The following is a 26,325-nucleotide window of genomic DNA, read 5'->3' on the forward strand; positions in this document are numbered from 1 at the left end:
CAGCGTATGGGGTTGTTGATTAGCAAAAGCGCTTAATCCTACAGCTTCAAGTGATTCTTTAACTCTATCATCAACTTCCTTACGGGATAAATTAAGGTTTTCAGGACCAAATGCCACATCCTCGGCAACAGTTTGACCCACGATTTGACTGTCCGAATTCTGAAAAATCAATCCGATTTTTTTCCTTACAGAAGTAAGATCTTTGGTTATTGGCTCCCCGTCCAGCAATACTTTCCCTCTAGTAGGAAGAAAGAGTCCATTAAAATGTCGTATCAAAACAGTTTTTCCCGAACCATTAGAGCCTACAATAATAACGAACTCTCCATCTTGAATTGAAAGGTTTATATCATTAATCGCAATTTTGCCGTTAGGAAAAATGTGTGTCAAATGTTGAGTTGCAAGAATGCTCATTAGTCCCCCCTACTTTGTGATGGATTAGTGATCATCGACTTGAGAAGGGGGCGTAATGTTTTGATTAAAGCGAGTGCAACAATAATTTTAATTATCATACCGGGTATGAACGGTAAAAGTCCCAAGGCCAATGCTTTTTCCCATGAAAGTTTTAACGCCAGTTTAAGCCAAGGAACACCAATGCCGTAGAGAATTATGTTTCCAACAATTAAAGCAGCGAGGTCTTTTATAAATGAGGATTTACCTTTTCCGGAAATTAACCCTATTACAAGGGCCCCAATCAAATACCCAAATAAGAAACCGCCTGTAGGCCCAAAAAGAACGACCAGTCCTGCTTTTCCACCTGCGAAAACAGGAAGCCCAAGTGCACCTAAAAAGAGAAATAATCCTACACTAGCCCCCCCCCAGGATGCTCCTAAGAATAAACCTGCCAGCATCGTAAAGAAATCTGCTAATACAATAGGTACGGGACTGAGGGGAATTGGGAAGCTAATATAACCTCCAATTACAATTAATGCTGTAAAAAGACATGCAAAAACCATCATACGGAGATTAGGCGACTGACTTTGACTCATCTTTGTACCACTCCTCACATTTATTATTGTAAACTTTAGATTTAATTCAAGTTTACAATAAATTATGGTGGCTTGCAACAAATTTTTCCACCCTTATCCCACTCTTCAAAACAAAATGCGTTGGTGAGAGAACTTCGATCTTCTAAGCTTTAAAAGCTTCCGGCATTTCACTATATGATTGCTAGAATTTGTTGGTAACAATCAAAAGGAGAAAACGTCAAAAAGCACCAACCTGAGGAATCCCCGAGTTGGTGCTTAACATGGATTGGTTCAAATTAATAAATTAACCATTGCGTTTACTCAATAGAGAATCCAGTGAAATTCTTCCTGATCCCTTGATTACGAAATAAATAGCGAGTAGAAACAGCACGAAAACGTACTCGATCCCATTGTTTGGCCCATTTGAATCAAGGAAGAAACCGTTCGGTAGCCCAACCTTCAAACCCGCAACGAGTATCGTAACCGCAATTGCCAAGGCAGCTGGACGAGTTAAAAGCCCTAAGAGAATTAAGACTCCACCAACGAACTCAGCTAAAAACGAAAGTCCTGCTAAGAAGGGGGGAATTCCCATAGCCTGCTGGAAGAATCCAAGGGTACCGGTCCAACCAAATCCACCAAACCATCCAAAAATCTTTTGTGAACCATGGGCAAAAAAGACGATTCCGAGGGCAATTCGAAGAATAAGATCCGCTCTGTCCGTAGAGGGATTCAATAATTTCTTTATCATTAGGATCCTCCTCAATTTTCTTTCAATGAATACGGTGGCGCCACCGTTTCAATGATTAGACGGATTAAAAGCAATTTGGATAGTGAAAATAGAAAATATTCGCAAGGACTTTTATTTGAAAATAATATTGCGCAAATTACTATAAATAAAAAGTGTTAGCCTAGCAGCCAACACTTTTGAAAATCTTATACTACTTTCCATCCATCTAAAACCAAGGAGGATATGCCCAGAAACTTTCTAATATCAATAACCAAAGGTTTTTGCACATGAAGATAACGCTCATAGTACACTGTAATACCCGAAACATTCTCGGATATATATTCTTTGGGTTTTATAACTGGCTTTCCCCGCCGCACGGACGGAGGTAAATTAACACCACCTCAGCATAAGCGTGCATGAATAGGCTCAAGGGTAATTGTATCTCCAGACTTTAAAATATATTCTTTTGCTTTGGACGTTATGTTTATCGACTGCATAAACTTCCTCTCCTTTATAGCTCCAATACCGTTGGTCATCGTAAACATTACTGTACCTCATATTGAGTCACATGACAATCCATGAGTTTTTACTCTCCTAACCCCATTTGGGCTAAAGACGTAGCAGAATTAGCCACATCTTCGGAGGCAGACCCGATCTGTGCCGTCGTCTGGGTCAAGGCGTCGATCTCGGTGGCTATTTTCTCGACCTGTTGAATGCTAGAGTTAATGGCATCCATAATATCTTTAAACTGGCTCACCACTTGACTCGTTTCATCTGCTGCTCCCTGCATCGCCTGAGTCGTATCGGCAATCGATTGTTTAACAGCTATCGTGTTCTGCTTCGTCACTGTGATCATCGTGCTGATCTCGCGCACAGATTCTTCCGAATGGCTAGCTAGCTTCTTAACTTCTTCTGCCACCACTCCAAAACCCCGACCACTATCCCCGGCGCGGGCCGCTTCGATTGCTGCATTGAGAGCCAGCAAGTTCGTCTGGGATGCAATTTCTTTGATCACATCGGTCACAGAGGCAATCTTAGTCGAACTCTGATCTAATTCATTCATTTTTTCCTGCATTTTTTCTGTCATCTTGGCCAACTTTAAGATGGTATCCGATATCTCCATGATCTTTCGAGATCCTTCTTGGGCTAAAGCGTCCACCTGGCGTGAGAATTGAGCCGCCTCCGAGGCATTGCGTGAGATCTGCTCGGTACTTTCATTCATCTGCGCTGCCGAGGCCGCAGTCTGTTCTGAGGAAGCTGCCAAAGCTTGGCTAGCTTCATTCACCCGCTTTTGCAAGCAATCAATATCTTGGAGTGCCGTTTCTAGCTCTTCCTTCTTGTCGATATCCTCCATATACGATTGAATGTAGCTCGCCATGACCACCTGCTGATCAAAGGATGTAATCCGCAAAAAAACCTTTGCCACGCGCAAAGCCTGCTCAGATTTCTTACGATAAAACTTGAAGATACGCGATAGCACTTCATCATCCAGTACTTGATAAGCCCCTATGTAGTAAAAAGGAGGCAATCCTACATCCCGATGCTTTTTTCCAATGGGAATACGCCTTTGCAGATACTCTTCATCCACACGTTGTGGAAACAAGGAAAGTAAATATTTCTTCATAATAACCTTATGTCGTTCCAGTGCCGAGAATTTTTCAAAAATCGCACTCATTCCTGGAATTTGTGTTATGTAAGCAAAATAATTAGTAACGATTTGATCCACTTCCTGCTCCATTACCGGTCGGAACTCACGAAGCAGGACTAATTCGCTCTCATTGAGCCGCAATAACCGTAGTGATTCACTTAAATCAAATTGGTTTAACTCTACCATTCTCTTTTTTCCCCTTCTAACCTTATCTTTTATCTTCTTCTAAATAAAACCTCGTTTGAACACCCATACATTAAAAATACAACAGACCATATTGAAAGGTCAATATGGTCTGTTGTATTTTTAATGGTGAATTTAGAAATAGCGTATTAATTTAATGGTTATGCGTTTTCTACCCTTGCGCAGTGACTGAGATTCCCCTCATGTTGTCCATCACAAAAAGGTTTGTTACTCGATAAGTTACAGCGGCACAAATAGGCTTCCTCTTTTTTAGGAAAGCTTTTTCCTTGACCATCTTTTAAATCAAAATCCCCTTTTACATGAATAGGCCCGTTATCAAAAATCTGAATTTCGGTACTCAAATTTAGCTCACCTCCTATTTTTAACTCATCTAATATTCCCCTATTTTTATAAAAGATTCGAATATCCTCAGAATGGACTGCTTTTCCACTCTTCTCCACTCTCTTGCAAAATGAGTTATAATAGAAAATGTTGCAATAATTGATAGCACTGAAATGGAGTTGGGTCGCGTGACATGGTCGGTTTTTCTCACAAAATTTATTTCTGCAAATGAACCGACCTCCCGCTTTCTTTATGGTTTAGTTTTTTTTGTAAGCGGTATTGGAATCTTGGTTCAATACCAACATGAAAATTCTTATTCATTTAGCAAAGAACTGAGGCTGTTGGGTTTATTTGCCTTTATGCATGGGCTATCAGAATGGTTAGACATGTTTATTCCACTACAATCGAGTTATTTAGATTCGGAAGTAATCTTCTATTTGTCAGTTTGTCTTATGGCCTTTGCAGCCTTTGCATTCGTAATCTTATTTTCCTTCGGATTGCGCTTGCTCCTTCCAGAACAGACGATACTTCATCATATTATTCCCTTCTTATTTTATATTCCGTGGTTAATTATCTCAATTACTGTAATTGTTCAAGGAAAACCTAACACCATCACGTATATTAGCGATCTCTCCCGTTACATGATGTATACTCCGGCGAGCATCGTTACAGCTTTAGGTTTATATCACCAAAGCCATAACTCCCAACAAACACCGTATTTTGCAGAAATCAAAAAAACAATCCTTATTTTAGCAATTATTTTTACTTTCTATAGTATTTTCTCTGGAGTCATAATTGGGCCTGAGCCATTTCTCCCCGCATCAGTTGTAAATTCTGAACGTTTTTATCAACTCACCCATATATCCGTGAAACTTATGCGGGCACTTTGTGGAATTTTTATGATGGTCTATACCTTAAAACTTCTCTTCGGACTAAATAAAGAGGCTGCCAATATACTTCAGGAGGCGAGGCAGGAAAAACTACGCCTTGCGGAAAGAGAGCGTATCGCTCAGGATCTTCATGACGGTGTCATTCAGACCTTATACGCGACAGGGCTAATGCTCGAATCCATTCTTCGTCAACTTAAACCCGAATCACCTTTAAGTACTCAATTAAAAGCCAGCATGAAGTTTCTCAATACTTCGATGACCGATTTAAGAAATTATATTACCGGTTTTGACGATGAGTCGGTTACGAGTTCAGCATTAGAAACGACATTAGAGGACCTTATTAAGGATTTTGAACGAAATTACCAAATCAGCGTAAGTTATCTTTATGAAGCTGACCACGAACTAAAGTTGACTCCCAGCCGTCAAAAACATCTCTATCATGTATTTATGGAATTGTTTAATAATGTTGCCAAACATGCCAACGCGAACCACGTCAAAATACACATTCAACAAAAGGGCGAAAAACTTCTCTTGACTTTCTCAGATGATGGCAAGGGTTTCCCATATGATCCGTCTAAAAATTCTTACCAACCAGGTATGGGCTTGAAGCATATTCATGAACGTATCTCGGCCTTGCAAGGGAAAATAATTTTTTCTCGTCCTGAACGAGGCGGCACACAGGTGAAAATGGAAATACCTAAGGAGGTAGACTATGGCGATTCGATTGTTATTGGTTGATGATCATGAAATTGTACGCATGGGTTTAGAAACTGCTTTGGGATATACGGATGAATTTCAAGTGGTCGGAAATGCGGGAACGATGGCTGAAGCGGTTTCCCAAGCTTTCATTTTGAAACCGGATGTCATTATTATGGATGTTCGCTTACCTGATGGAACAGGAATCGAAGCCTGTCGTGAAATTCTTTCTCAATGCCCGCAAACAAAAGTCATTATGCTGACTTCTTATGCGGATGAAGATGCAGTTATCGCCTCGGTCATGGCTGGGGCAAGCGGATTCGTCATGAAAGAAATAGGAAGTGAGGCTATTCGGCAGGCCATCACTACGGTAGTATCAGGGGGAGTCATTATGGATGGTAACCTAACCCGACACGCCTTAGAAAAAATGAAACATATGGATGAAAATTCTGAGCTGGAAAAACGACTTAGTAAAAGAGAAAAAGGAATTCTAACGTTTATTGCCCGTGGGATGACAAACAAAGAAATAGCGTTTGAAACTTATCTAAGTGAGTATACGATTCGTAATTATGTCTCTGGTATTTTGCATAAATTAGGGTTCAAAAACCGTTCTCAGCTTACAGCTTATATTTTGGAAGATAAACACCAAAAAGAAAAAAATATGAATCAGAAATATAACTTCTAATCGTAAAAATAACCACGTCTTGGATTGATCAAGTCGTGGTTATTTTTAACTTTCATCAAGTTATTTTGCTAAAGTTCCAAAACGGTCAAATGGCCAATATCTAACAAACACCTTACCCACAATATTCTGACTGGGTAACTCACCCCAGTAGTGGCTGTCCCTGCTGTTATTCCGATTATCTCCCAAAACAAAATATGAGCCATCCGGCACTACACTGGGGCCGTACTTATAGTTTGGTTTCTCCAATTCATAAGATTCAATGAGTTCCTTCTTATTAATAAAGACTTTCCCGTCCCTGACCTCAACTGTTTCACCGGGAAGTCCAATAACCCGCTTAACCCAATCCGTTCCACTTTGCTCTTCATCTGCTGGAGGAAGAAATACAATAACATCCCCTCTCTTAACCTTAGAAAACTTGTAGGATATCTTGTCAACCACCAATCTATCTTGGAGTTGGATTGTAGGAAGCATGGAACCTGTTGGCACAACTCTAGCATCAGCCACTGCCGCTCGTATTCCTAAGGAAAAAGCAGATGCGAAAACCAATACTTGGAATACGTCGAAAATGAACCAGGCCGTTTTTCTTCGATCAAGCATACCAGTTCCTCCTCTATTCTATTCCTATTCTCCTTCTCAAAATCCAAGTTAATTCCATTATTAATATTTTATTCCATATTGTATATTATATATGAAATTTGATTAAAACGTCACTACTTTTTGGGGTTATTTGTACCTATAAACATATGTCACTTTAATCTTAAAACAAATAAAGAATAATGTCATAATTTAGATAATGTCTGTGGGCAAGGTAGCATCTCAGAAGTTATTGCGAAACTAATCACGAAGCAAGAACTTTCGAGACCTATTAAAAGAGGAGGTATGCGATGTTAAATTAGGAAACTACCTCACAAGAATAAGGTATGGACTGTGCTTAAGGGAAGAGAAATTACTTATCTTTTAGGAATGCCAAACAAAGAATAATAGTAAGGGGAGTTGTCAAACTATGAAAAAGAAAAACTTAGCTTTATTAAGTACTTTGACCTTGTCATTAGTATTAGGTATGAGTTCAGTAGCTTTAGGGTACAACGGTATTTACCCTTCTGCAACCAATGTTCCTACCACCGGTATGATCCCTGGCCCTGCCAGCATAACAATGTACGGCAATGCCCAAAAGGGTCTAGAACTCTATAATGCCAATTGCCAATCTTGTCACGGCCCGGCAACAACTCCAAAAGGTATTGGTAACGTTGCAGACCCCGGTTCTCCAGCTAATGAAGCAGCCGTTGATGCAGGTCTCTATGATATCAACCCCGCAATTTTTGCCCGTAATCTTGACCCCATGCTCCAGCATGGTTCTAAACCTCCTGAGGCTGCCCCAATAGAAATGCCAGCTTGGGGAGATAAAGGGACTTTAACTCAAAGTCAAATCGCCGATCTCGAAGCTTGGATCATGAGCAATAGCAAAGTAAAATGGCCAGCCTTAACTTTGGAAGGTACGACAATCAATGGCGCCGATTTTGTTCCAGGATCTACCGTTCAGTTGTACCAAAACGGCACAGCTATGGAAGGCACTGTTACCGCAGATGACAATGGTAAAATTACTTTAGCCAATGCCAAACTTCCTACTGACCAAGAGGCTATAGTTACGGCTAATTACGCGAACGTAAGTGTTAAAGGCATTAAGGGTTTTGCTGATGGAGATAAACCCGTAGCAGAAGTTGCTTTGGACGGAACAAAAGGGGCTCAATATACTGTAGCTTCCGCAAGTTATAATCCTAAAGCATCTGCCAACGCCATCAAAACAGGTAACTTCCCGATGCCTGCTTTAATCGGAGCAGCCTTAGTCGTCTTAGTCTTGATCGGTTTTGGTGCTTTTTCGATGGGCAGAAAATCCACTAAGTAGTCCCAGGGAGGTAATAACTATGACAGAAGATCAAAACAATAATATGCCCCGAAGAAAGTTTTTAAAACTGGGAGTTGGAAGCATCGGTGCAGTTTTTGGCTTAACCTATGTGAGCTTGCTCGGGGACTTTTTAATGCCGCCAGAAGCAAACGCCCAAACCTTACAAGAGGTTGGCAAAGTAGCCGACTTCAAAGTGGGTGAACCCAAATTCGTATCCTATAAAGGGAGTGGAGTTGAAGAAGGACTTTATGTCATCAACCAAGGTTCAGAGGGATGGCTAGCTCTTGACTTTCACTGTACCCATTTGCAATGTGCAGTTAACTGGGTACCCGCGACCCAGCAATTTATCTGTCCCTGTCATGGTGGAGTCTATGACATTAAAGGTAACGTTCTTGACGGTCCACCGCCAAAACCGTTGCCACGGCGAGTGATCAAGGTAGAGGACAATTCCGTACAGGTTGGGGGCATAACGGCATGATGAAATGGCTAGACGAACGCTTACACGTCAGTAAGCTGATGGATTCTCTATTTGACCATCCCGTGCCCAAAAACAGTAATCTCTTAGACTACCTCGGTTTTGCAACTTTATTTGTGTTTATCAATCAAGCTCTCACCGGTATTTTGCTCGCTACAGTCTATAAACCGTCGGCGGCCGAGGCTTATGCGAGTATCAAAGCCATTCAAGGATCCGTCACCGGTGAATATGTTCGTTCCCTTCACTCTTGGGGTGCTAACTTTATGGTCGTGTTGATTGTTCTCCATCTCTTGCGCGTTTTCTACGAAGGATCCTATAAGAAACCGCGAGAACTCACATGGGTTATGGGTGGAGTACTTCTCATCGGTACTATAGGTCTGGCCTTTACAGGCTATCTCTTGCCCTGGGACCAAGTCGGATACTGGGCAACGACCGTGGGAACCGCTATGGCCGCCTATGTTCCGGGCATTGGGAATTTCCTATTGCGTGTCATGCGTGACGGAGTTCAAGTCAGCGGAGCCACTTTGACTCGCTTTTACTCCATGCATATGTTAGTTTTGCCTGTAATTATTCTTCTCGCCTTCTTACCCCACATCTTTTTCGTACTCAGGCAGGGCATGGCTGTCACGGATAAACTGACTCAGGCCAAAGAACGCGGTGAAGATGTCGAGAGTAAATCCATTCCCTTTTGGCCCAATGTGGCTCTCTGGATGATTTTGGTCGTCTTAGTTATTGCTATCGCTCTCTGGGCTTTAGCGGGTCTCTACCCTGTAGGGTTAGGAGATCCGGCCGACGCTCTCAATAAGAACAAATTTATCCCTGAACCGGCATGGTATTTCTTTGGTATTTATCAAATGCTGAAGTATTTCCCCGGTAATCTTGACGCACTGGCTATGATTGGCCTTCCATTAATCGCGATGATTGTTCTTTTTGGTTTACCCTGGTTCGATCATAATCCGAATAAATCACCTCGCAAGCGTCCTGTTGCTTTAAGCGTTGCCGGAATCTTAGTCGTCGGTATGGTTTTTCTGACCTACCAAGGCATGAGCTCTGTTCCTAAAGCAATCGCGACAACAGGTGTTGTTGACCATCCGAGTTATGCTAAGAACATTGATCCGATATTCCAAAGTAAATGCGTAACTTGCCATGGCAAAAGCGGTAATTATTCGGTACAGAACTATGATTCCACCATTAAGAATGTCGTACCTGGAAACCCAGCAGGTTCAAAATTAATGACCCGAATTGATGGTACACAAAAACCGCAAATGCCTATGGGTCTGGAGCCTTTATCGAATGATCAGATTCAAACCATTAAAAACTGGATTCAGGACGGAGCCAAGAATAATTAGCTCTCCTTCGCCCTTATCTGTTGGAAAATCCAAGAAGGCGCTATGAATCAAAAATGATTCACAACGCCTTCTTATTTTATCCAAATCCATCCGCACAGAAGTCTATTAGCTACTAAGCTCGCAGCTCTCCTGATTTCTCACCAGTTTGTTTCTCGGCAGTTTAGCTGAGGCGGCATACCGGCTGATCGTATTCCAGATTTCCTGACAGTGCTGAAAATCCTGATAATGAGTAGTTACCTTACTTACATAGCCATTAAATTCATCAATCAAAGGGAAGAAATTATACTGCAATTCCCTGCTCATCACCTGAACCGAATTCTCCAAATCTGAGCGGACCTTTTCCACATTCGTTTCAAAGTTTTCTCGATCAGTAATATAAAGCAAAAGCGGTTTATATCTTATCCAACCCAGACAGGCCTTATAAAACCGTTTGATAATCACACTATTATTGGGTTTTACGGCTTGCAATTGAATAGGCAAAACGCCCTGCAATATTTCATCATATTTTAAAAAGCCGTCATGAAAGGCATAACAGGGAACTTTAAGCACTTTATAATCAGATAAACAAGCACTCAAAAAGGTATCTTCTCCTCTTGCTCCTTCCGGGTTATAAAACGGAGGCAACGGTTTATTTTGATAAAAGGTCTTTAAGTTCAAACCTAGATTTGAACCTGATATAAATTTAAGGCCTTTTTTTTCTTCGACAGGATATGAACTAGCTGAAGCTGTCTCGATGCTAGCATAATCCACTCCTCCCCTCTCCTGTCGCCCAGCAACAGCCTCGACACTCACGATATCATTGCTAACCGCTCGAAGGAAATTGTTCATACCGTCTTTAGTCTCGCTATCATTAACGTCAAAAACCGGAATTGGGGAAATATAACCACAATGATGTCCATGCGTAATATCAGCTTGATCCAGATAATTTAAGTGAGTTCCTAAAATATCCTGTCTCTGCCAGAAGATATCATCATTATGTTCGTATACTGCTAAGGGGTACTCATCATCATCTACAAATAATAAATAGTTCATTTTATGCTTGACTGCAAATTTCTCCTTTTCGAACTTATTTCTTTAGATAAAATTCCATAGAAATTCATATCTATTTAAGCCAAAGAGAGATATTCACAAAGATTTTTAAGAGTTTATAGATTAAGATACCGAGAAGCTCTTTCCTTGCGTATTCGGATTGACAAACGCCCAGTTTGTATCACACCTTCTTTAATAAGCTCATTTAAAACTACCGTAACTGATTCACGCGTAGCGCCAATCATATTGCCCAGTTCCTGATGGGTCAATTTCAAATCAATCTTGTGATACTCACCCTCTGCAACTCCGAATTGTTCAGATAATTTGACTAATAAGAAAAGTATACGTTCACGAATACTTCCCAAGGCAAGCTGCTCCAACATAGCATTTTGTTCGTTTAATCGTTCACTGAGTACACGTAACAATTTCAAAGCTAATTGAGGATGTTCCGCCAAAAACTGTTCAAATTGTTCTTTGCCCATTGAACACAAGAGCACATCTTCCATAGCTTCAATAAAAACATCCTTCGTTCCGAGAGAAAATGAGTCCAATTCTCCAAAGACATTTCCTTTACCTAAGATACCTTGGGTAAATTGCTTGCCATTTGAATTACTCTTATACAAGCGCAACTTGCCTTCTTTGAGAAAATATAACCCTTCACGAAAGGTTTCCGGCGTTTGAATCAACGTATTTTTACGTATTGTAGCCATTGGAATAACTTCCTCAATTTTAAGTAATTCTTCCTGTGGTAACGCTTCAAACATTGAGATTTGAGATAAATACCACAACTTATTCATGGGTTCAAAACCTCCAACATCTGCGCGATTCTGCTCCGCTCAAAGGTATACATTACCGTGTCCCCGATTACAATAACCGGAGTCGCTATGCCACCCAATTTAAGCATCTCTTCAAAACCTGCCCGGTCATGGGTTACATCAATCTTTTCAAAATTTATCCCCTTTTCCTCAAAAAACAGTACTGCCTCCCGGCATGAAACACAATGTTTACTTAAAAATACTTTTACTCGCACCTGAGGTCACCTACCCAAATAGGAAAGTTAAATTAAATATAGGCCTGGATTTAACCTTATGTCAAATAACCATATCGATGAAAATGGGTTTGGTAACTTCAGTCCTAATATTTGAAGACAGAGACTGTTTCCCGAAACCCACTTTTTGTTTAATGAAATTGTTCAAATTTTAATGGTAACTCAGAGATTATAATTTAGTTTCTTCGCCCTAATCAAAGAATAATAAGTTGGAAATCATCGGCAACCAATTGAGCTACGCTAGGGTGTCCGTTTCTTTCACCTAAAGTAGGGCCTGCTTTTTTCACTTCATCAGCTACTCCATATGCACTTGGGCAATATTCACAAGCTCCGGCAATAATCCCCAACTTTTTTACTGCCTTATAAATTGGGTTATAAGGATTGGACGGATCTTCAAATTCCTTCACCCAGGTTGTCCCCGCACCGTCGAAAATTATAGTGACTTCATGACCTGCTTCATTCAACTCTTGGGCGTACAATAATCCATGTAAGGCTCTAGCTAGTTCATTGTTGGAAGCTTGGATAATAAAAGCAAATTTTTTCATTTCTTATTTTCCTCCTAAATAATTAATGTTTTAAAGGCTACATTCGAATTCTAACGTTTAATCTTTTTTCTGTCTGTAAGAAAGTTAACAAATCTTTAGAAATTGTAGAATTGCTACATAATAATAAGAAAAAACTAAGGATCTCTAAATTTATACACCTAGAAACTCTTAGCTTTTCCCAATAGGCTTAATAATGGAATTGGGTATTTCCTTAAAAAGGCTCAGCATTCCTTACTAAAATAAATTCTTCATGTACTAGCCAATTATTCTTACATTTAACTCATCGACTCATCGACTATCTCACTTCTTATTTCGTTTACCTTCTTGATTTTCGAAAACTAAAGAATTATAATAAGGTAGTACCCTAACGTAAGCGTTATATATTTTTAACCAAGTCACTTATATTAAAGAAAGGAGGAATATGAATGAGCGTCACTTTGGAATCAGTTGAACAAAAGGTGCGTACAAATGCCAATCCGGATTTTCGTTTTGAGCATAACGAGACTACGCCCTTCGTTCAATTGACTAAAAAAATTCACGAAGCAAAAGGGGCTCTAATCAGTACAGGCGGCATTTTCGTTAAAACCTATCCCCCATTTAATGATAATTACGGTATTGGCGACCCCTCTTACCGCGAAATACCCAGTGACATTTCTATCAATAAGTTGTCACGCTACCATGAGCATTATGATCATACCAACGCTATGAAAGACATTAATTGCGTCTTCCCTATCGAACGTATGCGTCAATTACAATCCAGTGGCGTGATTGGTTCTTTGGCTGAAACCTTTTATAGCTTCATGGGTTACCTGACCGTTACTCATCCCTTGAAAACCATAACGGCACCGGAAGTCGCTCGAAAAATGCATCGTGAGAATGTCGATTTTGCTGTTTTAGTTCCAGTTTGACCCGTTTGCCAACAAACGGCCAGTTTGGTCGCACGCGTACTGGAAGAAAGCGGTATCCCAACCGTTACCCTCACCCTGATGAAAGATGTAGCCGCTGCTGTGAAACCGCCGCGGAGCGTTTACCTCAAATTTCCCTTTGGCAGTCCTACAGGGCGGCCTAATGACGTTGAAAAACAGACACTTGTTCTCGAAACAGCCTTACAGGCTCTTGAAACGATTGACAAACCAGGGACTATTCTCGAACCGGATTTCAGATATTAGGAGGAAAAATTAATGTTAATCACAAACGATATTAAAAAAGTAATTTCCGAAGCACCAATTGTACCCATTGTCACAGTTTCCGCAACAGGTGAGCCTCATTTAATTGTTGTCGGCAAGGTTAAAGAAGTTAAAGAAGACGACATCCTGGTTTTCGGTATATTTAAAATGGAAAAAACGCAGCAAAACATAAAAGAAACCGAAGTCATGCAAGTTGCCTTAGTATCGAAAACCGACGGACCTAAAGGGTATCGCTTATCTGGCAAAGCCTGTATTGAAGGCCAAGCTGTGTTATTCAAAGCTGAGAAAATTGAAGCCTTAATTTAAACAAGGCAATAACTCATTACAATTTCATGAAACGTAGGGCGTCCTCAGAAGAGAACGCCCTACGTTATTTTGGATAACGGACAAAAACTCAATTGCAGGTGAACTGGGTGTTCAATTAGGTGGAGACAAAACCGCTCGTCAAAATGGCTCAGTGGGTGGCGAAATGATTCGCCGGACTTTCGAAAGCTTTGGCAAACGTTAAACTTTCCCTTTAAATTAGGTTGTCAATAACCTCCCCCGTTCCATAATTAGTTATATAATGCCTTTATTCGATTTCCCGATGCCGTGCCGACACGCATCCTGCAAGTGGACATGAACATATTCCGTCATCACCCCATTTAGTTTATGGCTAATGAGAATGATTATTGTCCCTTGACCGGTCATCTGCCGCAGCAAGGTAATTAGTTCCCCTGCCTCCAGGGGGGTTAACACCGCTGGAGGCTAATCAAGGTTAAATGGCTAGCGTCTCTAGAACCGCAGGTTGAAGGCAGACCAAAGGCTACATTTTCGCTCCCAGTGATCGTGGGCACCAGCAAAAAGCTGATAACGACCAAAATCTTTTTGCCTGCACCGTACCCAAGTTAATTCAACATTTGCAGAAGCGAACTATTTCCATACCGTAGTTTTCTAGGCGCTTATTCTCTGAGCAAGAGATTCCATAAATTTTGGAACGATGATGGTTAATAGCACTACAACACCCAAAGCGAGAACAAAGGCTCCCCACATCAAGGGTTCCTGTTCAGCATAACCAAAAACTCTGCCTGTTAACGGCATTTCCTGACCCGCTGTAACTAAGTTATACCGTAAGAAAAATACGCCAACTAACGATAAAACTCCTGAAAAAGCTACGGTGTTTGGTTTTGTGCTGACCATTAGCATAACTGTCGGTAAGATCATACCGATGATAAGCTGCAACCATAAGAACGTAAATTGATGCATGCCAAACAGGTCACCGAGCATCGCCGCCCCTTGCGCTCCGTTTGTCGCCAGAACAAGAAGTTGAGCGATTACAAATACAATCTCTACAATGAGTAAACTAAGAAGCGTGGGACGGAAAACCCGTTCTAAGCTTAACCCCTTAAGCCGGGTAGCAACAGCAAACCAATGACTGTACACAGCCAGCAAGGCCCACGCCGACAACCAACCGGAAAGGATAAACAAAACGGGGATCAGGGCAGAATTCCATAAGAAACGACTATTCGCCTCCACCAGGAGCATGCCGGTATAAGTTCCTAAGGCAACTCCGAAAATTGCAGAAATGACTCCCCAACGCTTAGCTTTCACCGGGTTCTTGGTTAGCATCCAGGCATAGATCAATACAGCCAGTGTATAAAACACAAGGATATAACTTCCCCATGACATCGCGGAACGAACGTTAAAATGCAGGAAAAGGTTTAAAAATCGTAAAGGATGACCCAAATCAGCCAGCAGGGCAATAGGACCGGCAATAACTGTCGCAAGGGCAAGATACGCTGCTGGTTTTGTAAGACCTTTTACTTTTTCTCCACCTAAGGACAGGCTTAAAGCAGAGATTAACACTAGACCCACACTGGTTGCAACAAGGAAGAAATCAAGAACAACCAATATTCCGAAGGGAATTGAATGAGCTAGCTGTGCCATTCCATTCACATAATCCATTTTACCCTCACCCCTTTTTCTTACTCAGTTTATTGTAGTCTGTGACCGATAAGGTGTTGTCAAGACCAATATAGTAAACATGAGGCCCTGTTCCCATTTCTGGTTTCAGCACATCGGTTGAGAATTCGCTAAGAACTTTACTTACTTCACTTGTAGGGTCATTCAGGTCCCCGAAAATCCGGGCATTTCCTACACAAGTGCTAACACAGGCCGGCAGTAGCCCGACTTCCAAACGATGATAACAGAACGTACACTTTTCTGCAGAATGCGTTTTGGGATTAATAAAGCGCGCATCATACGGACAAGCCGCAACACAGAAACTGCACCCGATACACCGTTTAGAGTCAATAAGAACAACTCCGTCTTCCGAGTAGTACGTTGCCCCTACCGGGCAGACTCGTTCACAAGGCGCTTTACGGAATTGATTACACTGACGTGGCAATTTTAAACTTGCCATTTGGTTCGGGACGATTTCCTTTTCCCCTTCCTCTACCCAAATTCTAAAGTTTCCATTCGGTACGCCATTTTCGACTTTACAAGCAGCCGTACAGGCATGACACCCTTTTAACGGTTCATAGATAGTTAAAGCATACGGATCAAACCCCACTGCTTCATAACATGAACCGACATTTAGACTGTTTGCCCCATCGAGCGGGCCAAAGGGTTGTTTACGGTCATCGGGATCCCCCCCACGAATTGACGATTCAATGGGGGGAACATATTTAACGGAAAACATGTACAAAGAAACGGTCATAATACGACTGCTTGAGGTTTTCCAGCGAGAGCTGAATCTCGCTTACTGAAAAATTTCCTTCTAAGTGATTCAAAACGTTTTTAACCGAGTTCACTCTGTCCTTATCAGGTTCTTGCAAGAAGCATGACGCCAACAACTCGTACAGGTTCGACCGTTTTCCTGCTCCCCCTGTCAAGCTATCTTCAGGATCTTCTTGGATACCCTGGCCCAGATTTAGGTTTAACTCGTTTATCATTCTTTCACACGCTCCACTTTAAATCGACCGCCATTTCGTGAAGGAGCACCAGACACAGGATCTGCATAACCGTAAAAGGGTTCATCTAGCGCAAACATCTGTGCTTCCATTCTATCTTTAAATTCAGGATGTTTCATCCAATCATAAAGTAAAGTTCTTTGTATGCCTATTTGTCTAGCTATATCAGTTTTCTTTTCACCCTGAATTAACAAATCAATCGCTAACTGTTTTTGTCCATCAATTTCCATTTGTCCCACCTCTCTATCCCGCTTATGTTTAATTCAGTCCAATTAAAAAGAGCCCCAAAAGACTCTCTCTAAACTCTTTCAATTTTTATTAATTTTGTCTTTGTACTTGGAATTTAATATGTCCATCTCGGCCTACTCTATTCGGCATGGACATGCTTTTTTAATTATTGGTACTATTTTTTGAAATAACATTATACAAATCTGACCTACGACCAACATTTTTATTATATGCAATAATATTAAAGGCCACCATTGTATCTTGTGGAACTTCCCAAACATATTCTGCAATATTTTTGTTAGGAGTAACTACTTCAATTAATTTTTGTTCTTTATATACTCCAGATCCAGTAGGTGTTATGAACAAATCAACTTCTTGGCAAGCACCTTCCAAAGTAATGGTTATGTGAACTTTATTGCCGACTTCACACCATTCATTATTATTAATAACTTTACCATCAAATTTTATATCTTTTATCAATGGTGCTTGGTCTTGAATTGATTTTTCATACAATTGTTTAAAGTCAGTTTGATCATTTTTAGAAATATTAACGTTGGAGCAACCCACTAGACTTACCAGTATAAATATTAAGATTGTAATTGTCCAAAATTTTTTTAACATCTACTACCTCTATCGTCATTTTGTTTTTTATAATATTTCAGGAATTGGTAATAGTCTCATGATTTCCATGAAAAAAGCATTAATGTGTTCTGTTGGGAATAAACCATGTAATATGTGGATTATTACTTTCCTCTATATTATATCACTATTGTATATTATATTAAGAAAATCGCCTAAAAACATTAGTATTAGGCGATTTTGCTTTGTTTTGTTAAAAACCCATACTTTTTTTAATAGCTTAATAGAAATACATACTCAACGGTAAATAACCATCTGTATCAGAATTATTGTAGGCATAATTAACTATCCATAACCAAGCAGTTGCTCCATTATTAGCCCAGTAATCACTACCATTTTGCCATAACCACCCGTCTGTAGGGCATGATGGCGGGCCATATCTACCTGCAGCATAATAACCTGCCCAATAATGGGTAATGAAAATAACTGCATCGGAATTTGTTATTAGGGTTCCATTTGTAGCATCAACAGCAGCGGTGCAATTGCCAAATTGTGAGATATCACCAGGGACATATTTTTGATCAGTAGTATCATCTTTTACATCATAACTGCTGCTATGAGGATGTAGCGTAAAATACCAGCCATACATTTTAACAGCCATAGCACCTGATTGTAAAGATACAGCAGGCCAAGAATCTAGCCATTCATATGGTAATACATGTTTCACGTAATAGTCAAAAGATACATAATCGACAGTGCCAGTTGATGTTCGATATACACGAATCGTTGAAGGGGGCGTAAAGGTGGTATTGGGTTGAACGGTGATACCACTTATGCTATTATTAGCAATTTGAGCTGTTAGGGCTGCATTAACTGCTTTTGCATTATTACTTCTTAATTCTTTGGTAATTTGATCTGGTTTATCAGCATTATCTTCTATTAATTGACCTTGCAAGTCGTAAAATTTCGCGGTTTTTGCCCTATTAGTTAAAAGGTCTTTAACTATACTTTCTTCTTTAGTACCAAACCCTTGACCGGCTTCAACTATGTTTGGAACTGGAGCCATGGATTCTTCAGCTATTACCCAACGATTATTTTCTAATGCGAGTACCATTAATCTGTAGTTTAAGCCGTTATAAAACCATCGACTCTCTTTTTTTACTTTGTAATCAATTGCTACATAGTATGTTTTAACCTCAGACCAGGTTTGTTTATACAGGTTAATATTTGTCAGGTTGGCTGCCAAATCAGAAGGCAACTCTTTTACACTAACTAATTTCGCACTTGTAACATCTTTCATTACATCAAGGTTCGGCTGATTTTGGTTAATAGATTTAATAATTGATTGACATTCTGGAGCTACTTCTTTTTCCGATCTAATATTTAGGTAAGTAGTATTATCATTGTCATTTTGTGCTTTTATATCTTCCGCTATTACCGATTCAGGAGATTGGCCTCCGGTAGTTGATGAAGTACTTACAATTGAACTGGTATTAATATTTGTTACAGCTAATACATTTACAGCACTTGTTAGTGTCAATAAAAGGGTTAACATCAATACAAGGACTTTTTTCAACCTAATATTCCTCCTTAATAATTATTTTTTAGAGATATATACATTATCCACCTCCTTATCAAATATTTTCCACCACTTTCAGTAAATTATTTTATCGTTTAATACAATGTTATTAGTACTAGCTACATAAATCAATATATACGACATTATTTATCCATTTCTGCTATTTATTTACTTTATGTTATTTTTTATCTATTTTATTTATAATAGCTAAAGAAGAAAATGCCTTAATGCCTTACCCAATTCCAATCCTTACATTACTCAATACATCAGTGAACTAGAAAAGGATCTCAAAAAGCTTACCTTTGGGCGTACCAAAATAGCAAAATTAACCAATACCCCTCAACATGGCATAAATTCCCCATATTCAGTTGTTTAAGCTTGTTTAGGAGGAGGTCAGACTGGCTACTGACAAGTAAACAACAACTTATAATGAGCAAATTCCCAAATGTGTTAATATGGACATATTGCATCGAATTACTGAATTATATTTAACAAAAAATGTTAATATAAAGGACCAATTAACATTATGATTCAGATAAGAGAAAAAATTTTTTTAATAGAGGTTGTTACAAAATAACGAAAAATATTAAACTGGCAAACAGACGTACTGCAATTCTGACGTTTTAATAGCCTCAGAACCCCTCGCGGAATGTGTCTTAGAGAAGAAATGGAGATGTTGAGAAAGACTCCTTAAAAAAGGGTATAAACATCCCTTGGTCCCACAATGTGGATTTAGGTAATTACTTCCAATGATGTTTTTGCTACTTTTATGCTGCTCGAAGGAGTATCATCTTACGGTCGTAAATCGCCTGCTCCGCAAGTCGTCGAGCACCTATGGACTTGTTGGTCTCGCACTTATACAATGGAGATAACAACTATCTTTAGACTTAGCTCATTACAAACTATGTATTTTTTCAATGGTTCCAAATGACATGATTTTTTGACTATAACTTACTGTTTTCCACCCGCCATCCTATAGCTCTCCGGAAGTTTCCTTAATTTTAGAAGTGCCAATGGGCCGATAAGTGCACCGATCCCCAAAGAAGCAAAGGCAATACCCCAAGACTGTGTTTTATCTACTAAATACCCAAAAACACCGGGAGATATTATTGTAACTCCAAAGCCCATGACAGACTGGACTCCTAAAGCCAGTCCTGCAACCTCTGAATCCATAAGTTCTGTTATTGCTGTTGAAAAAATAGGACTATCCCCGATAACGAAGAAACCATACAAAATGGCCATCGCTGAAACCGCATAAATTGACCATTCACCCATCCATCCAATGGTAAACGAACAATAAATACTCCCCACTAAGAAGACAAGTATACTTTTTATTCTTCCTTTTCGATCAGAGACAAATCCCCCCGACCAAGTTGCCTATAATGACACTTAGACCCCCTATTATATTTCCATACATCCTGTGCCGATCAGCTTGTTAAGGCCCTAGAGCAAAGAAAATAGTATAAAGGGAGTATCAGAGACTTTCCTTAGCCTCTGATACTCCTTTATATTTATGTTAATTAACCAAGAGTTACTTCTGTTTTAAGCCATTTTACACTAACCAAATGAGCATTACCCGATGTAATTCCCCCAATCCCGACAAACGGTACCAGAATCCACTTTCACGAAACGTTTGGATAAGCTCCAATTCGTTTACGTCTGTCGCATCCTCCTTGCTTATAGTCGGATAGATCGGGTCTAAGGCGAGATAATCCGCCTTTTCAAGGACGATAGGATGTTACCGCCTTCCCTCCACGAGCATTACTCCGCTTTCATCAGTAGTATGCAGTAATCCGACTACTTACCCATCTTTTGGCTCCCTAACTTTGTTATCGCTTGTCGGCCATTTGCAATAAAGTTCCCCTCGTCTCCTGCCAGGCGGCTGGCGTACCTTTAACATATGATTCTTAACCCGAACCCCCAACACTTATACTTTCTGATTAATTCAAAAAAGAACCGAGGCAAGTCCTTGGTTCTTTTTTAAGTACTATAATAGAGCTTTGCGATTAGAGCATGTCGCTGGACAGATTTCTTGCGAACAATTCTTGCAAGTTTCCAGAGCCCCCATGGCTGTTAAAATACTATCTTGGGAATTTTTCAGTTCCGTAATCTTATTATTAATCTGTTCTAATTGTTTTTGCAATAAAAAGTAACTTGCGTCTATCTTTTGCTTTTTGCTTTCGCCTATTTTTGTACCTTTAAACAGCTCGCCAATTTCCTCAAGCGAGAAGCCCAGATCTTTAAAACGCTTAATCACAACTAACCGGTTTAAATCATGATCCGTGTATAAACGAAATCCTCCTGAGGTCAATTCCGTTGGAGATAATAACCCCAATTCTTCGTAATACCGCAAGGTACGCACAGTAACTCCAGCCAGTTCAGCTAATTCCCCTATCTTGAAAAAGTTCTTTTCTTCTCCCATTTAATCCCTTCTGACGTTGATAAAAGCAAATGGTTTAATTTACAAAAAGTATAACATAACTTACAGCTATTAGCTATGTTCAAAACTAAACCAACCATCAAAAGGTCTGTTCCTCTATCGTACTTCTCAGCCTTGTCCATTTACTTGAAACGTTGAGGAATCTGTATTGAATGACAACTCGTACACGTTAATTCAAACGGTTCGTGAGATTTATGACAGGAATAACACTCAGCCCTCTCATGTCCTGGATTATGAGGGTTATAATTCTGATATTCCGGTTTATCCTTCAACAGAACTACTAGCTTGTCATAACTTCCTCCATGACAACTTAAACAAACTTCATCCTTTGGAGGTTTAACCTGTTGCCCTTCATCGATTTTACCGTGGCACTGATCACAGGTAATTCCTTTGCGGAAATGCGTACCATCAAGATGGACAGATGTCGTTATTGTTGACCTGACTTGAGCAATTGTAACTCCTGAGTTTCCCTGATCAGTAGGTGTTGTCGACGGCGTCGATGATGCCCCACTCGCTTGAGCCTCAACAACTTTTTGGTTTTCCGATATTGCCGATGCTGGCATTTTACTTTCCTGATCAGTACTCCCGCTGTTCGAGCAACCCACAATTCCCAGGATAACCCCAACGAACAGGATAGATAATATCGCTAATTTTTTCATTTCCGTATTTACTCCGTTCAAAGCAAACAATTGGTTTGAAGTCAATCCCCTCAAACCAATTGAAACACATATTCTATAGCTATTTAATAATTTATCCCATAGCTGACCGCACTCATAAGTGAACAAGACCACAGAAGGAGTAAGTTTTCTTTAGGTAGGAATCCCTTTATGGCTGTCTTTACGCTTCATTGATTTAATGATCATAGGAATAATCCAGATCAGAGCGCCTAACACCAAGGCAGGTAAGCCTACTGACATTAAGATAAAATTGGCAGCCGAATCTTCGATTTCTCTTCGAAGACCAAAATAGTTTTGGATTGTAAACAAAAGCATGCTAACAGAAATAACACCTAACGCCCATTGGTACCAAGCAATTTTAAATTTCTTATTACGCACACCCATGATGAGATATAACAACGAAGCTCCGATGATGATCCCTAAAATTAGCCAGATCATTCTTATCCCTCCTGTTTCATTTTACCTCTCGCAATGTTGGCTAAATGTTCCGACCCCCTCGGCGTGTATCGATACCAAGCTCTGCAAGGTTTTCGTTATGCCACCAATCCTCTGGTTGTTTCAGGGGTTGTTCAGGGGTTGTTCAGGAGTTGCCGGGAAGGCCGCCCGATCAGCTGCAACCAACACCCCATTAAAGGCCGTAGTATTCGCAATCGTTCCTTTGATAATCCGGTGCAAGCTTGCATCATCACCCACAGCATAAGGGCATACTGAAAAACAGATACCACAGTTGGTTCCAACTTGGTTCCAATAATTACGGCACTTCACTGAATCCTCGAAATAGGCACGATGTCCCGGATTACCCCAAGGGCCTTGGACTTTCCAACTTGGGTCTCGTTCTTGACTCAGCGCCTGGCTGGGACACATCGTAGCACAAGTTTTACAATCCTTGCAAAAGGCCATAACACCGAAATTGATGGGTTTAGTTGGAGCAAGAGGCAAGTCCGTAATTAAAAAGGCAGTACGTACCATTGGTCCATACTCAGGTGTGATTATCCGATTCAATCTGGACATTTCACCCAAACCACCCATGGCTGCCATAGCTGGTGCAATTCCCAATCCGTTCACAGCTGTTGCACCATAGGAATTATAGCCTAAGCTTCTGATAAACTCATGGAGTTGAGCATAAATTGTATATAATCTTGTATAGCTCAAACTTGTCGTCAACGAACCTAGCATTGTCGGGCCATATTTCATGGTTTCAGTCGACATTTGTATAGTATAGGTAATTGCCCAGCGTGCCTTATCGGGAATAACCAATTTCTCCTTCGTGGCATATCCTACATCTACGTTTTCAAAGACGATTGGTGTTTTGCTGGGTGCTGGTTCTTCGGCATAAACTAGTTTGCGGGTCGTTTCAGGATTGAGTTCAACAAAACCCACGGTTGCAGCACCCATATGTCTCATGGCAACACGAATAATGCGGGCATTGTCTTCCGGAGTCCCTTCATAGCGGGGAACTCCTCTCTGTTGTGGTGTCGAAGCGGTCTGCGGTCCTAAAAATTTAAAGTCTGGTTTACCAAACGAAACGGCATTGGATAACGCCATATCTTTTGTCGTATATCCTGGTTTACCCTCGTTTTCCCATTGTTTTAAATTGTCCTTTTGTACTTTGTTAAGCTTATCATCTAATTCTGCGCCCCGATAGGTACGCAAACTTCCCCGCGTGGTTTTCCATTCGCTAAAGCGTTGTACATTCTTCCAGTCAACCTCCATCGTTGGTTTATCCACGTTTTTAACCCACCAATAACGGGTCGGAATCGGTTTCGCAATACTTTCCACTTCTTTTTCGGCGGCACTGCTGGCAAAAGGATTTCCTAAGATCCCCGCAGCCCCCAACGTAAGTCCTGCGCCTGTGAAGCAAGAGCTTTCAAGAGTTGTCTACGCGTAAGATTTTCGGGCATACTTGAGCCTCCCTAATAAATTATTATGATTTCCCGCGAAATAGGGGATAACTGGTGATGAGTTTCACGATATCTTGATAATTTGTTCACAATATAAATTATAATGTAGAAAATTGGCTGAACCAACCTACTAGAGTACCATCCATCAGTATCGAAAGTTTACTCCTTAATTCGTGAAATATAGAACTAAAGGTCACCTTTTTAATCTTAGCCAAGAAAAATGACAACTTTTTTAAAGCTCTTGATTCTTTGCATAGATAGCAACCTCAACCCGATTTCTCAGATGAAGCTTATCAAATATATTACGGACATGTTTCTTCACCGTACTTTCCGTAATATATAAGCTTAAGGCGATCTCTTTATTGGCATACCCTTTTCCTATTAATTGCAATACTTCCACTTCACGATCAGTAAAGCTTGATCACGTTCGACTCTTTCCAAAACTTTAGGGGTAATGAGAGCGTTGTTAAACTCAGCCAAAATTTTCGTAGCCATTAACCCTGACAATGCAGATTCCCCTGCCCTGACTCCCTTAAGTTGCCGTACTAAATCATCTGATGACGTATTTTTCAAAATATAACCTTGAGCGCCTGCTTTAATTGCCCCAATCAAATCAGAGTCCTCATCCGATACGGTTAAAGCGACAATCTGAATCCAAGGCAGCTCTAGCTTAATGGCCTTAATGGCATCTACTCCCCCCATTACAGGCATGCGAATATCCATTAAGATCATCTCTGGTTGGAAACGTCTAGCTTGAACAATTGCTTCTTCACCATTGCTTGCTTCACCGATAATCTCAATATCATCTCTAAGCTCTAAAAGTGCTTTGATTCCTTCACGAAACAATTTATGATCATCAACCAAAAGTACTTTTATCGGTTTCATATTTACCTCCTTAAAGGAACCCACGCCCTAACCATGGTACCCTTTCCCTTTTCAGACGTTAGTTCTAAGTGACCGCCAATACTTGTCATTCTCTCATTCATGACTTTCAAACCAAAAGAATTACGTGAAATCTCCTTAAAATCAAAACCTATACCATTGTCTTCAATATCGATGGCATAGCCCGCCTCCACCTGATGCATAAGGATATGGATCAGTAATGCTCCTGAATGTTTTCGAACATTGACCAATGCTTCTTGAACAACACGCAACAATTGGAGCTCGATATCTCGCTCAAAATCCGGTAATGGGCTAAGAATCTCAAAATTCATTTTCATCTTCCAACGTTGACCGAATTTCCTAACATAATCAGAAATTACATCTTCAAAGCGTTGCCTGTTATCTATTTGCTCACTCAAAGCATGAATGGCTTCACGCGTATCGTTGTAGGCCTCGACCGCAACTTCTTGAATTTCCTTGCTAATATTCAAGCACGCTTGGTACGAATTTTTTTCAAGCATCTTTTCAAGCAATTCTCCTTTTGCCCGAAAATAACCGAGGATTTGAAGCGTACTATCATGGATTTCTTGTGCTAGTCGATTTCTTTCCATGACTACGGCCAGATCTTGAACCTTTTTATAGAGTCGTGCGTTTTGTAAGGCGACTCCCAAATGTTCAGCTAAACTTAAGAGAAAACTTAAATCTACTTTTGCATATTTGTTCTTCTCAATCGAATTTAAAGAATACGTTCCAACGATATATCCTTCATAGTTAATAGGTATGATAATACAGGAGTTCATACCTTCGATTTCTCTCTTCGCAGGGTTAATCAACGGTTGTCCTGTTCGATAAATTGTCGCATAGGGTTCTGTATTGATATGAATTTTATGCGACGGCTCTTTTTCAATCGGTTGAGCCCCATTGCAAATAATTCGATGTTTTTCCAAAAGCGTTACTTCTTTCTCTTCCCTGAGCGAGATAACCATCTCTTTAAACTCGAATAATTTACAAGTCTCTTCCGCAAAAGTGTTGACTACTTTTTTGAAATCCAAGCTAGCGTTAATCACTCGAATAATATTATTTATTGCTTCCATTTTCATCGAATTTTCTTTTGCTTCTCGGTATAGGCTCTCCAATTCCTCTAAATAATGCTTCTCATTTTCTTCTGCCTTTTTTCTTTCTCGAATATCGCGCGCTATAGACAAGATCATCCTCTTATTATTTATATCAATTAATCGTGTGCTTAATTCCACGGGAATTAAACTCCCGTCTTTGCGCCGGTGGACAACTTCTCCAACCATATAACCCTTGGCAAAAAGTATTTCAACAAATTTGGGATTATGTGAGCATGGCTGATCGATATCAGCAACACTCATCGATAATAATTCATCCCGAGAATAACCTAAATTACGACAA

The 26,325-nt window shown here is 40.2% G+C and carries 33 protein-coding genes and 1 pseudogene; 9 read left to right on the plus strand and 25 right to left on the minus strand.

Features of this window, described 5'->3' with window-relative positions; all coding sequences use genetic code 11:
* From VM640_RS11320 to VM640_RS11340, 5 genes are all read right to left on the minus strand, one after another.
* On the minus strand, positions 1-411 hold a 411-nt coding region (locus VM640_RS11320; RefSeq protein WP_325392257.1), incomplete at its 3' end, for an energy-coupling factor ABC transporter ATP-binding protein.
* The gene (locus tag VM640_RS11325; protein ID WP_325392259.1) at positions 411-956 is read right to left on the minus strand and encodes a biotin transporter BioY; all 546 of its coding nucleotides are present in this window, start codon (positions 954-956) and stop codon (positions 411-413) included. The genes VM640_RS11320 and VM640_RS11325, both read right to left, overlap by 1 nt.
* 313 nt (positions 957-1,269) lie before the next feature.
* On the minus strand, positions 1,270-1,713 hold the full coding sequence (locus tag VM640_RS11330) for a DoxX family protein (protein WP_325392261.1): 444 nt from the start codon (positions 1,711-1,713) through the stop codon (positions 1,270-1,272).
* Between the two features lie 565 nt (positions 1,714-2,278).
* Positions 2,279-3,526: a globin-coupled sensor protein gene (locus VM640_RS11335; RefSeq protein WP_325392263.1), complete on the minus strand. Its 1,248-nt coding sequence runs from the start codon at positions 3,524-3,526 to the stop codon at positions 2,279-2,281.
* Between the two features lie 158 nt (positions 3,527-3,684).
* Positions 3,685-3,984, minus strand: a complete 300-nt coding sequence (locus VM640_RS11340) for a CDGSH iron-sulfur domain-containing protein (RefSeq protein ID WP_325392265.1) — start codon at positions 3,982-3,984, stop codon at positions 3,685-3,687.
* A 54-nt stretch (positions 3,985-4,038) separates the two neighbouring features.
* Between VM640_RS11340 and VM640_RS11345 the strand changes: the two genes are divergently transcribed.
* Positions 4,039-5,493, plus strand: a complete 1,455-nt coding sequence (locus VM640_RS11345) for a sensor histidine kinase (RefSeq protein WP_325392267.1) — start codon at positions 4,039-4,041, stop codon at positions 5,491-5,493.
* Positions 5,468-6,136, plus strand: a complete 669-nt coding sequence (locus VM640_RS11350) for a response regulator transcription factor (RefSeq protein ID WP_325392270.1) — start codon at positions 5,468-5,470, stop codon at positions 6,134-6,136. Before VM640_RS11345 ends, VM640_RS11350 begins: the two co-directional genes overlap by 26 nt.
* Positions 6,137-6,196: 60 nt before the next feature.
* Here VM640_RS11350 and lepB read toward each other — a convergent pair whose 3' ends face one another.
* Positions 6,197-6,733, minus strand: coding sequence for a signal peptidase I (gene lepB, locus VM640_RS11355; protein WP_325392272.1), 537 nt, complete (start codon positions 6,731-6,733; stop codon positions 6,197-6,199).
* 406 nt (positions 6,734-7,139) lie between these two features.
* Here lepB and VM640_RS11360 point away from each other — a divergent pair, with 406 nt between their 5' ends.
* The 3 genes from VM640_RS11360 to VM640_RS11370 are packed head-to-tail and all read left to right on the plus strand — an operon-like array spanning position 7,140 to position 9,863.
* Positions 7,140-8,039: a c-type cytochrome gene (locus tag VM640_RS11360; protein ID WP_325392274.1), complete on the plus strand. Its 900-nt coding sequence runs from the start codon at positions 7,140-7,142 to the stop codon at positions 8,037-8,039.
* A 19-nt stretch (positions 8,040-8,058) separates the two neighbouring features.
* Positions 8,059-8,517 carry a QcrA and Rieske domain-containing protein gene (locus VM640_RS11365; RefSeq protein WP_325392277.1) on the plus strand — a complete coding sequence of 153 codons (459 nt, stop codon included), beginning with the start codon at positions 8,059-8,061 and terminating at the stop codon, positions 8,515-8,517.
* Entirely contained in the window at positions 8,514-9,863 is a 1,350-nt protein-coding gene (locus VM640_RS11370) for a cytochrome b N-terminal domain-containing protein (protein ID WP_325392278.1), read from the plus strand. Before VM640_RS11365 ends, VM640_RS11370 begins: the two co-directional genes overlap by 4 nt.
* A 105-nt stretch (positions 9,864-9,968) precedes the next feature.
* Here VM640_RS11370 and VM640_RS11375 read toward each other — a convergent pair whose 3' ends face one another.
* The 4 genes from VM640_RS11375 to VM640_RS11390 all read right to left on the minus strand — a co-directional run bounded on the left by VM640_RS11375 (position 9,969) and on the right by VM640_RS11390 (position 12,485).
* Positions 9,969-10,895: a hypothetical protein gene (locus VM640_RS11375; RefSeq protein ID WP_325392280.1), complete on the minus strand. Its 927-nt coding sequence runs from the start codon at positions 10,893-10,895 to the stop codon at positions 9,969-9,971.
* A gap of 113 nt (positions 10,896-11,008) precedes the next feature.
* Entirely contained in the window at positions 11,009-11,689 is a 681-nt protein-coding gene (locus tag VM640_RS11380) for a Crp/Fnr family transcriptional regulator (RefSeq protein WP_325392283.1), read from the minus strand.
* Positions 11,686-11,922: a glutaredoxin family protein gene (locus tag VM640_RS11385; protein WP_325392285.1), complete on the minus strand. Its 237-nt coding sequence runs from the start codon at positions 11,920-11,922 to the stop codon at positions 11,686-11,688. Before VM640_RS11385 ends, VM640_RS11380 begins: the two co-directional genes overlap by 4 nt.
* 212 nt (positions 11,923-12,134) lie before the next feature.
* The gene (locus tag VM640_RS11390; RefSeq protein WP_325392287.1) at positions 12,135-12,485 is read right to left on the minus strand and encodes a DsrE family protein; all 351 of its coding nucleotides are present in this window, start codon (positions 12,483-12,485) and stop codon (positions 12,135-12,137) included.
* Between the two features lie 425 nt (positions 12,486-12,910).
* Between VM640_RS11390 and VM640_RS11395 the strand changes: the two genes are divergently transcribed.
* The 4 genes from VM640_RS11395 (at position 12,911) to VM640_RS11410 (ending at position 14,180) form a co-directional block, all read left to right on the plus strand.
* A complete protein-coding gene (locus VM640_RS11395; protein ID WP_325392289.1) occupies positions 12,911-13,393 on the plus strand; it encodes a glycine/sarcosine/betaine reductase selenoprotein B family protein in 483 nt (160 codons plus the stop codon).
* A gap of 24 nt (positions 13,394-13,417) precedes the next feature.
* On the plus strand, positions 13,418-13,654 hold the full coding sequence (locus tag VM640_RS11400; RefSeq protein WP_325392291.1) for a hypothetical protein: 237 nt from the start codon (positions 13,418-13,420) through the stop codon (positions 13,652-13,654).
* Between the two features lie 12 nt (positions 13,655-13,666).
* Positions 13,667-13,978 (plus strand): pyridoxamine 5'-phosphate oxidase family protein, encoded by a 312-nt coding sequence (locus VM640_RS11405; protein ID WP_325392293.1) that lies wholly within the window; start codon positions 13,667-13,669, stop codon positions 13,976-13,978.
* Between the two features lie 91 nt (positions 13,979-14,069).
* Positions 14,070-14,180 (plus strand): small, acid-soluble spore protein, alpha/beta type, encoded by a 111-nt coding sequence (locus tag VM640_RS11410; RefSeq protein WP_325392323.1) that lies wholly within the window; start codon positions 14,070-14,072, stop codon positions 14,178-14,180.
* Positions 14,181-14,230: 50 nt separating this feature from the next.
* Here the strand turns inward: VM640_RS11410 and VM640_RS11415 are convergent, their stop codons facing one another.
* The 15 genes and pseudogenes from VM640_RS11415 to VM640_RS11485 form a co-directional block, all read right to left on the minus strand.
* Positions 14,231-14,410, minus strand: coding sequence for a hypothetical protein (locus tag VM640_RS11415; protein ID WP_325392295.1), 180 nt, complete (start codon positions 14,408-14,410; stop codon positions 14,231-14,233).
* A gap of 195 nt (positions 14,411-14,605) precedes the next feature.
* A complete protein-coding gene (nrfD, locus tag VM640_RS11420; RefSeq protein WP_325392297.1) occupies positions 14,606-15,616 on the minus strand; it encodes an NrfD/PsrC family molybdoenzyme membrane anchor subunit in 1,011 nt (336 codons plus the stop codon).
* 7 nt (positions 15,617-15,623) lie between these two features.
* A complete protein-coding gene (locus VM640_RS11425) occupies positions 15,624-16,352 on the minus strand; it encodes a 4Fe-4S dicluster domain-containing protein (protein WP_325392299.1) in 729 nt (242 codons plus the stop codon).
* Positions 16,339-16,605 (minus strand): hypothetical protein, encoded by a 267-nt coding sequence (locus VM640_RS11430; RefSeq protein ID WP_325392301.1) that lies wholly within the window; start codon positions 16,603-16,605, stop codon positions 16,339-16,341. The genes VM640_RS11425 and VM640_RS11430 overlap by 14 nt, the downstream gene beginning before the upstream one ends.
* Positions 16,602-16,853 carry a hypothetical protein gene (locus tag VM640_RS11435; RefSeq protein ID WP_325392303.1) on the minus strand — a complete coding sequence of 84 codons (252 nt, stop codon included), beginning with the start codon at positions 16,851-16,853 and terminating at the stop codon, positions 16,602-16,604. The genes VM640_RS11430 and VM640_RS11435 overlap by 4 nt, the downstream gene beginning before the upstream one ends.
* 160 nt (positions 16,854-17,013) lie before the next feature.
* On the minus strand, positions 17,014-17,472 hold the full coding sequence (locus VM640_RS11440) for a hypothetical protein (protein ID WP_325392305.1): 459 nt from the start codon (positions 17,470-17,472) through the stop codon (positions 17,014-17,016).
* 238 nt (positions 17,473-17,710) lie between these two features.
* A complete protein-coding gene (locus VM640_RS11445) occupies positions 17,711-19,006 on the minus strand; it encodes a SpoIID/LytB domain-containing protein (protein WP_325392307.1) in 1,296 nt (431 codons plus the stop codon).
* Between the two features lie 954 nt (positions 19,007-19,960).
* A pseudogene (locus VM640_RS11450) lies at positions 19,961-20,362 on the minus strand (MFS transporter); the annotation flags it as partial.
* 634 nt (positions 20,363-20,996) lie between these two features.
* Positions 20,997-21,431 (minus strand): helix-turn-helix domain-containing protein, encoded by a 435-nt coding sequence (locus VM640_RS11455; RefSeq protein ID WP_325392309.1) that lies wholly within the window; start codon positions 21,429-21,431, stop codon positions 20,997-20,999.
* A 140-nt stretch (positions 21,432-21,571) separates the two neighbouring features.
* Positions 21,572-22,129 (minus strand): cytochrome c3 family protein, encoded by a 558-nt coding sequence (locus VM640_RS11460; protein WP_325392311.1) that lies wholly within the window; start codon positions 22,127-22,129, stop codon positions 21,572-21,574.
* 129 nt (positions 22,130-22,258) lie between these two features.
* Positions 22,259-22,564, minus strand: coding sequence for a hypothetical protein (locus VM640_RS11465; protein ID WP_325392313.1), 306 nt, complete (start codon positions 22,562-22,564; stop codon positions 22,259-22,261).
* Positions 22,565-22,684: 120 nt separating this feature from the next.
* Entirely contained in the window at positions 22,685-23,962 is a 1,278-nt protein-coding gene (locus VM640_RS11470) for a reductive dehalogenase (RefSeq protein WP_325392315.1), read from the minus strand.
* A gap of 297 nt (positions 23,963-24,259) precedes the next feature.
* Positions 24,260-24,427: a response regulator transcription factor gene (locus VM640_RS11475; protein WP_325392317.1), complete on the minus strand. Its 168-nt coding sequence runs from the start codon at positions 24,425-24,427 to the stop codon at positions 24,260-24,262.
* A complete protein-coding gene (locus VM640_RS11480) occupies positions 24,409-24,912 on the minus strand; it encodes a response regulator (RefSeq protein ID WP_325392319.1) in 504 nt (167 codons plus the stop codon). Before VM640_RS11480 ends, VM640_RS11475 begins: the two co-directional genes overlap by 19 nt.
* Before the next feature lie 2 nt (positions 24,913-24,914).
* Positions 24,915-26,325 (minus strand): PAS domain S-box protein (locus VM640_RS11485; RefSeq protein WP_325392321.1); only part of this gene is annotated, 1,411 nt, incomplete at its 5' end.

This window comes from Desulfitobacterium sp., from assembly GCF_035539115.1.
Classification (GTDB): domain Bacteria; phylum Bacillota; class Desulfitobacteriia; order Desulfitobacteriales; family Desulfitobacteriaceae; genus Desulfitobacterium_A.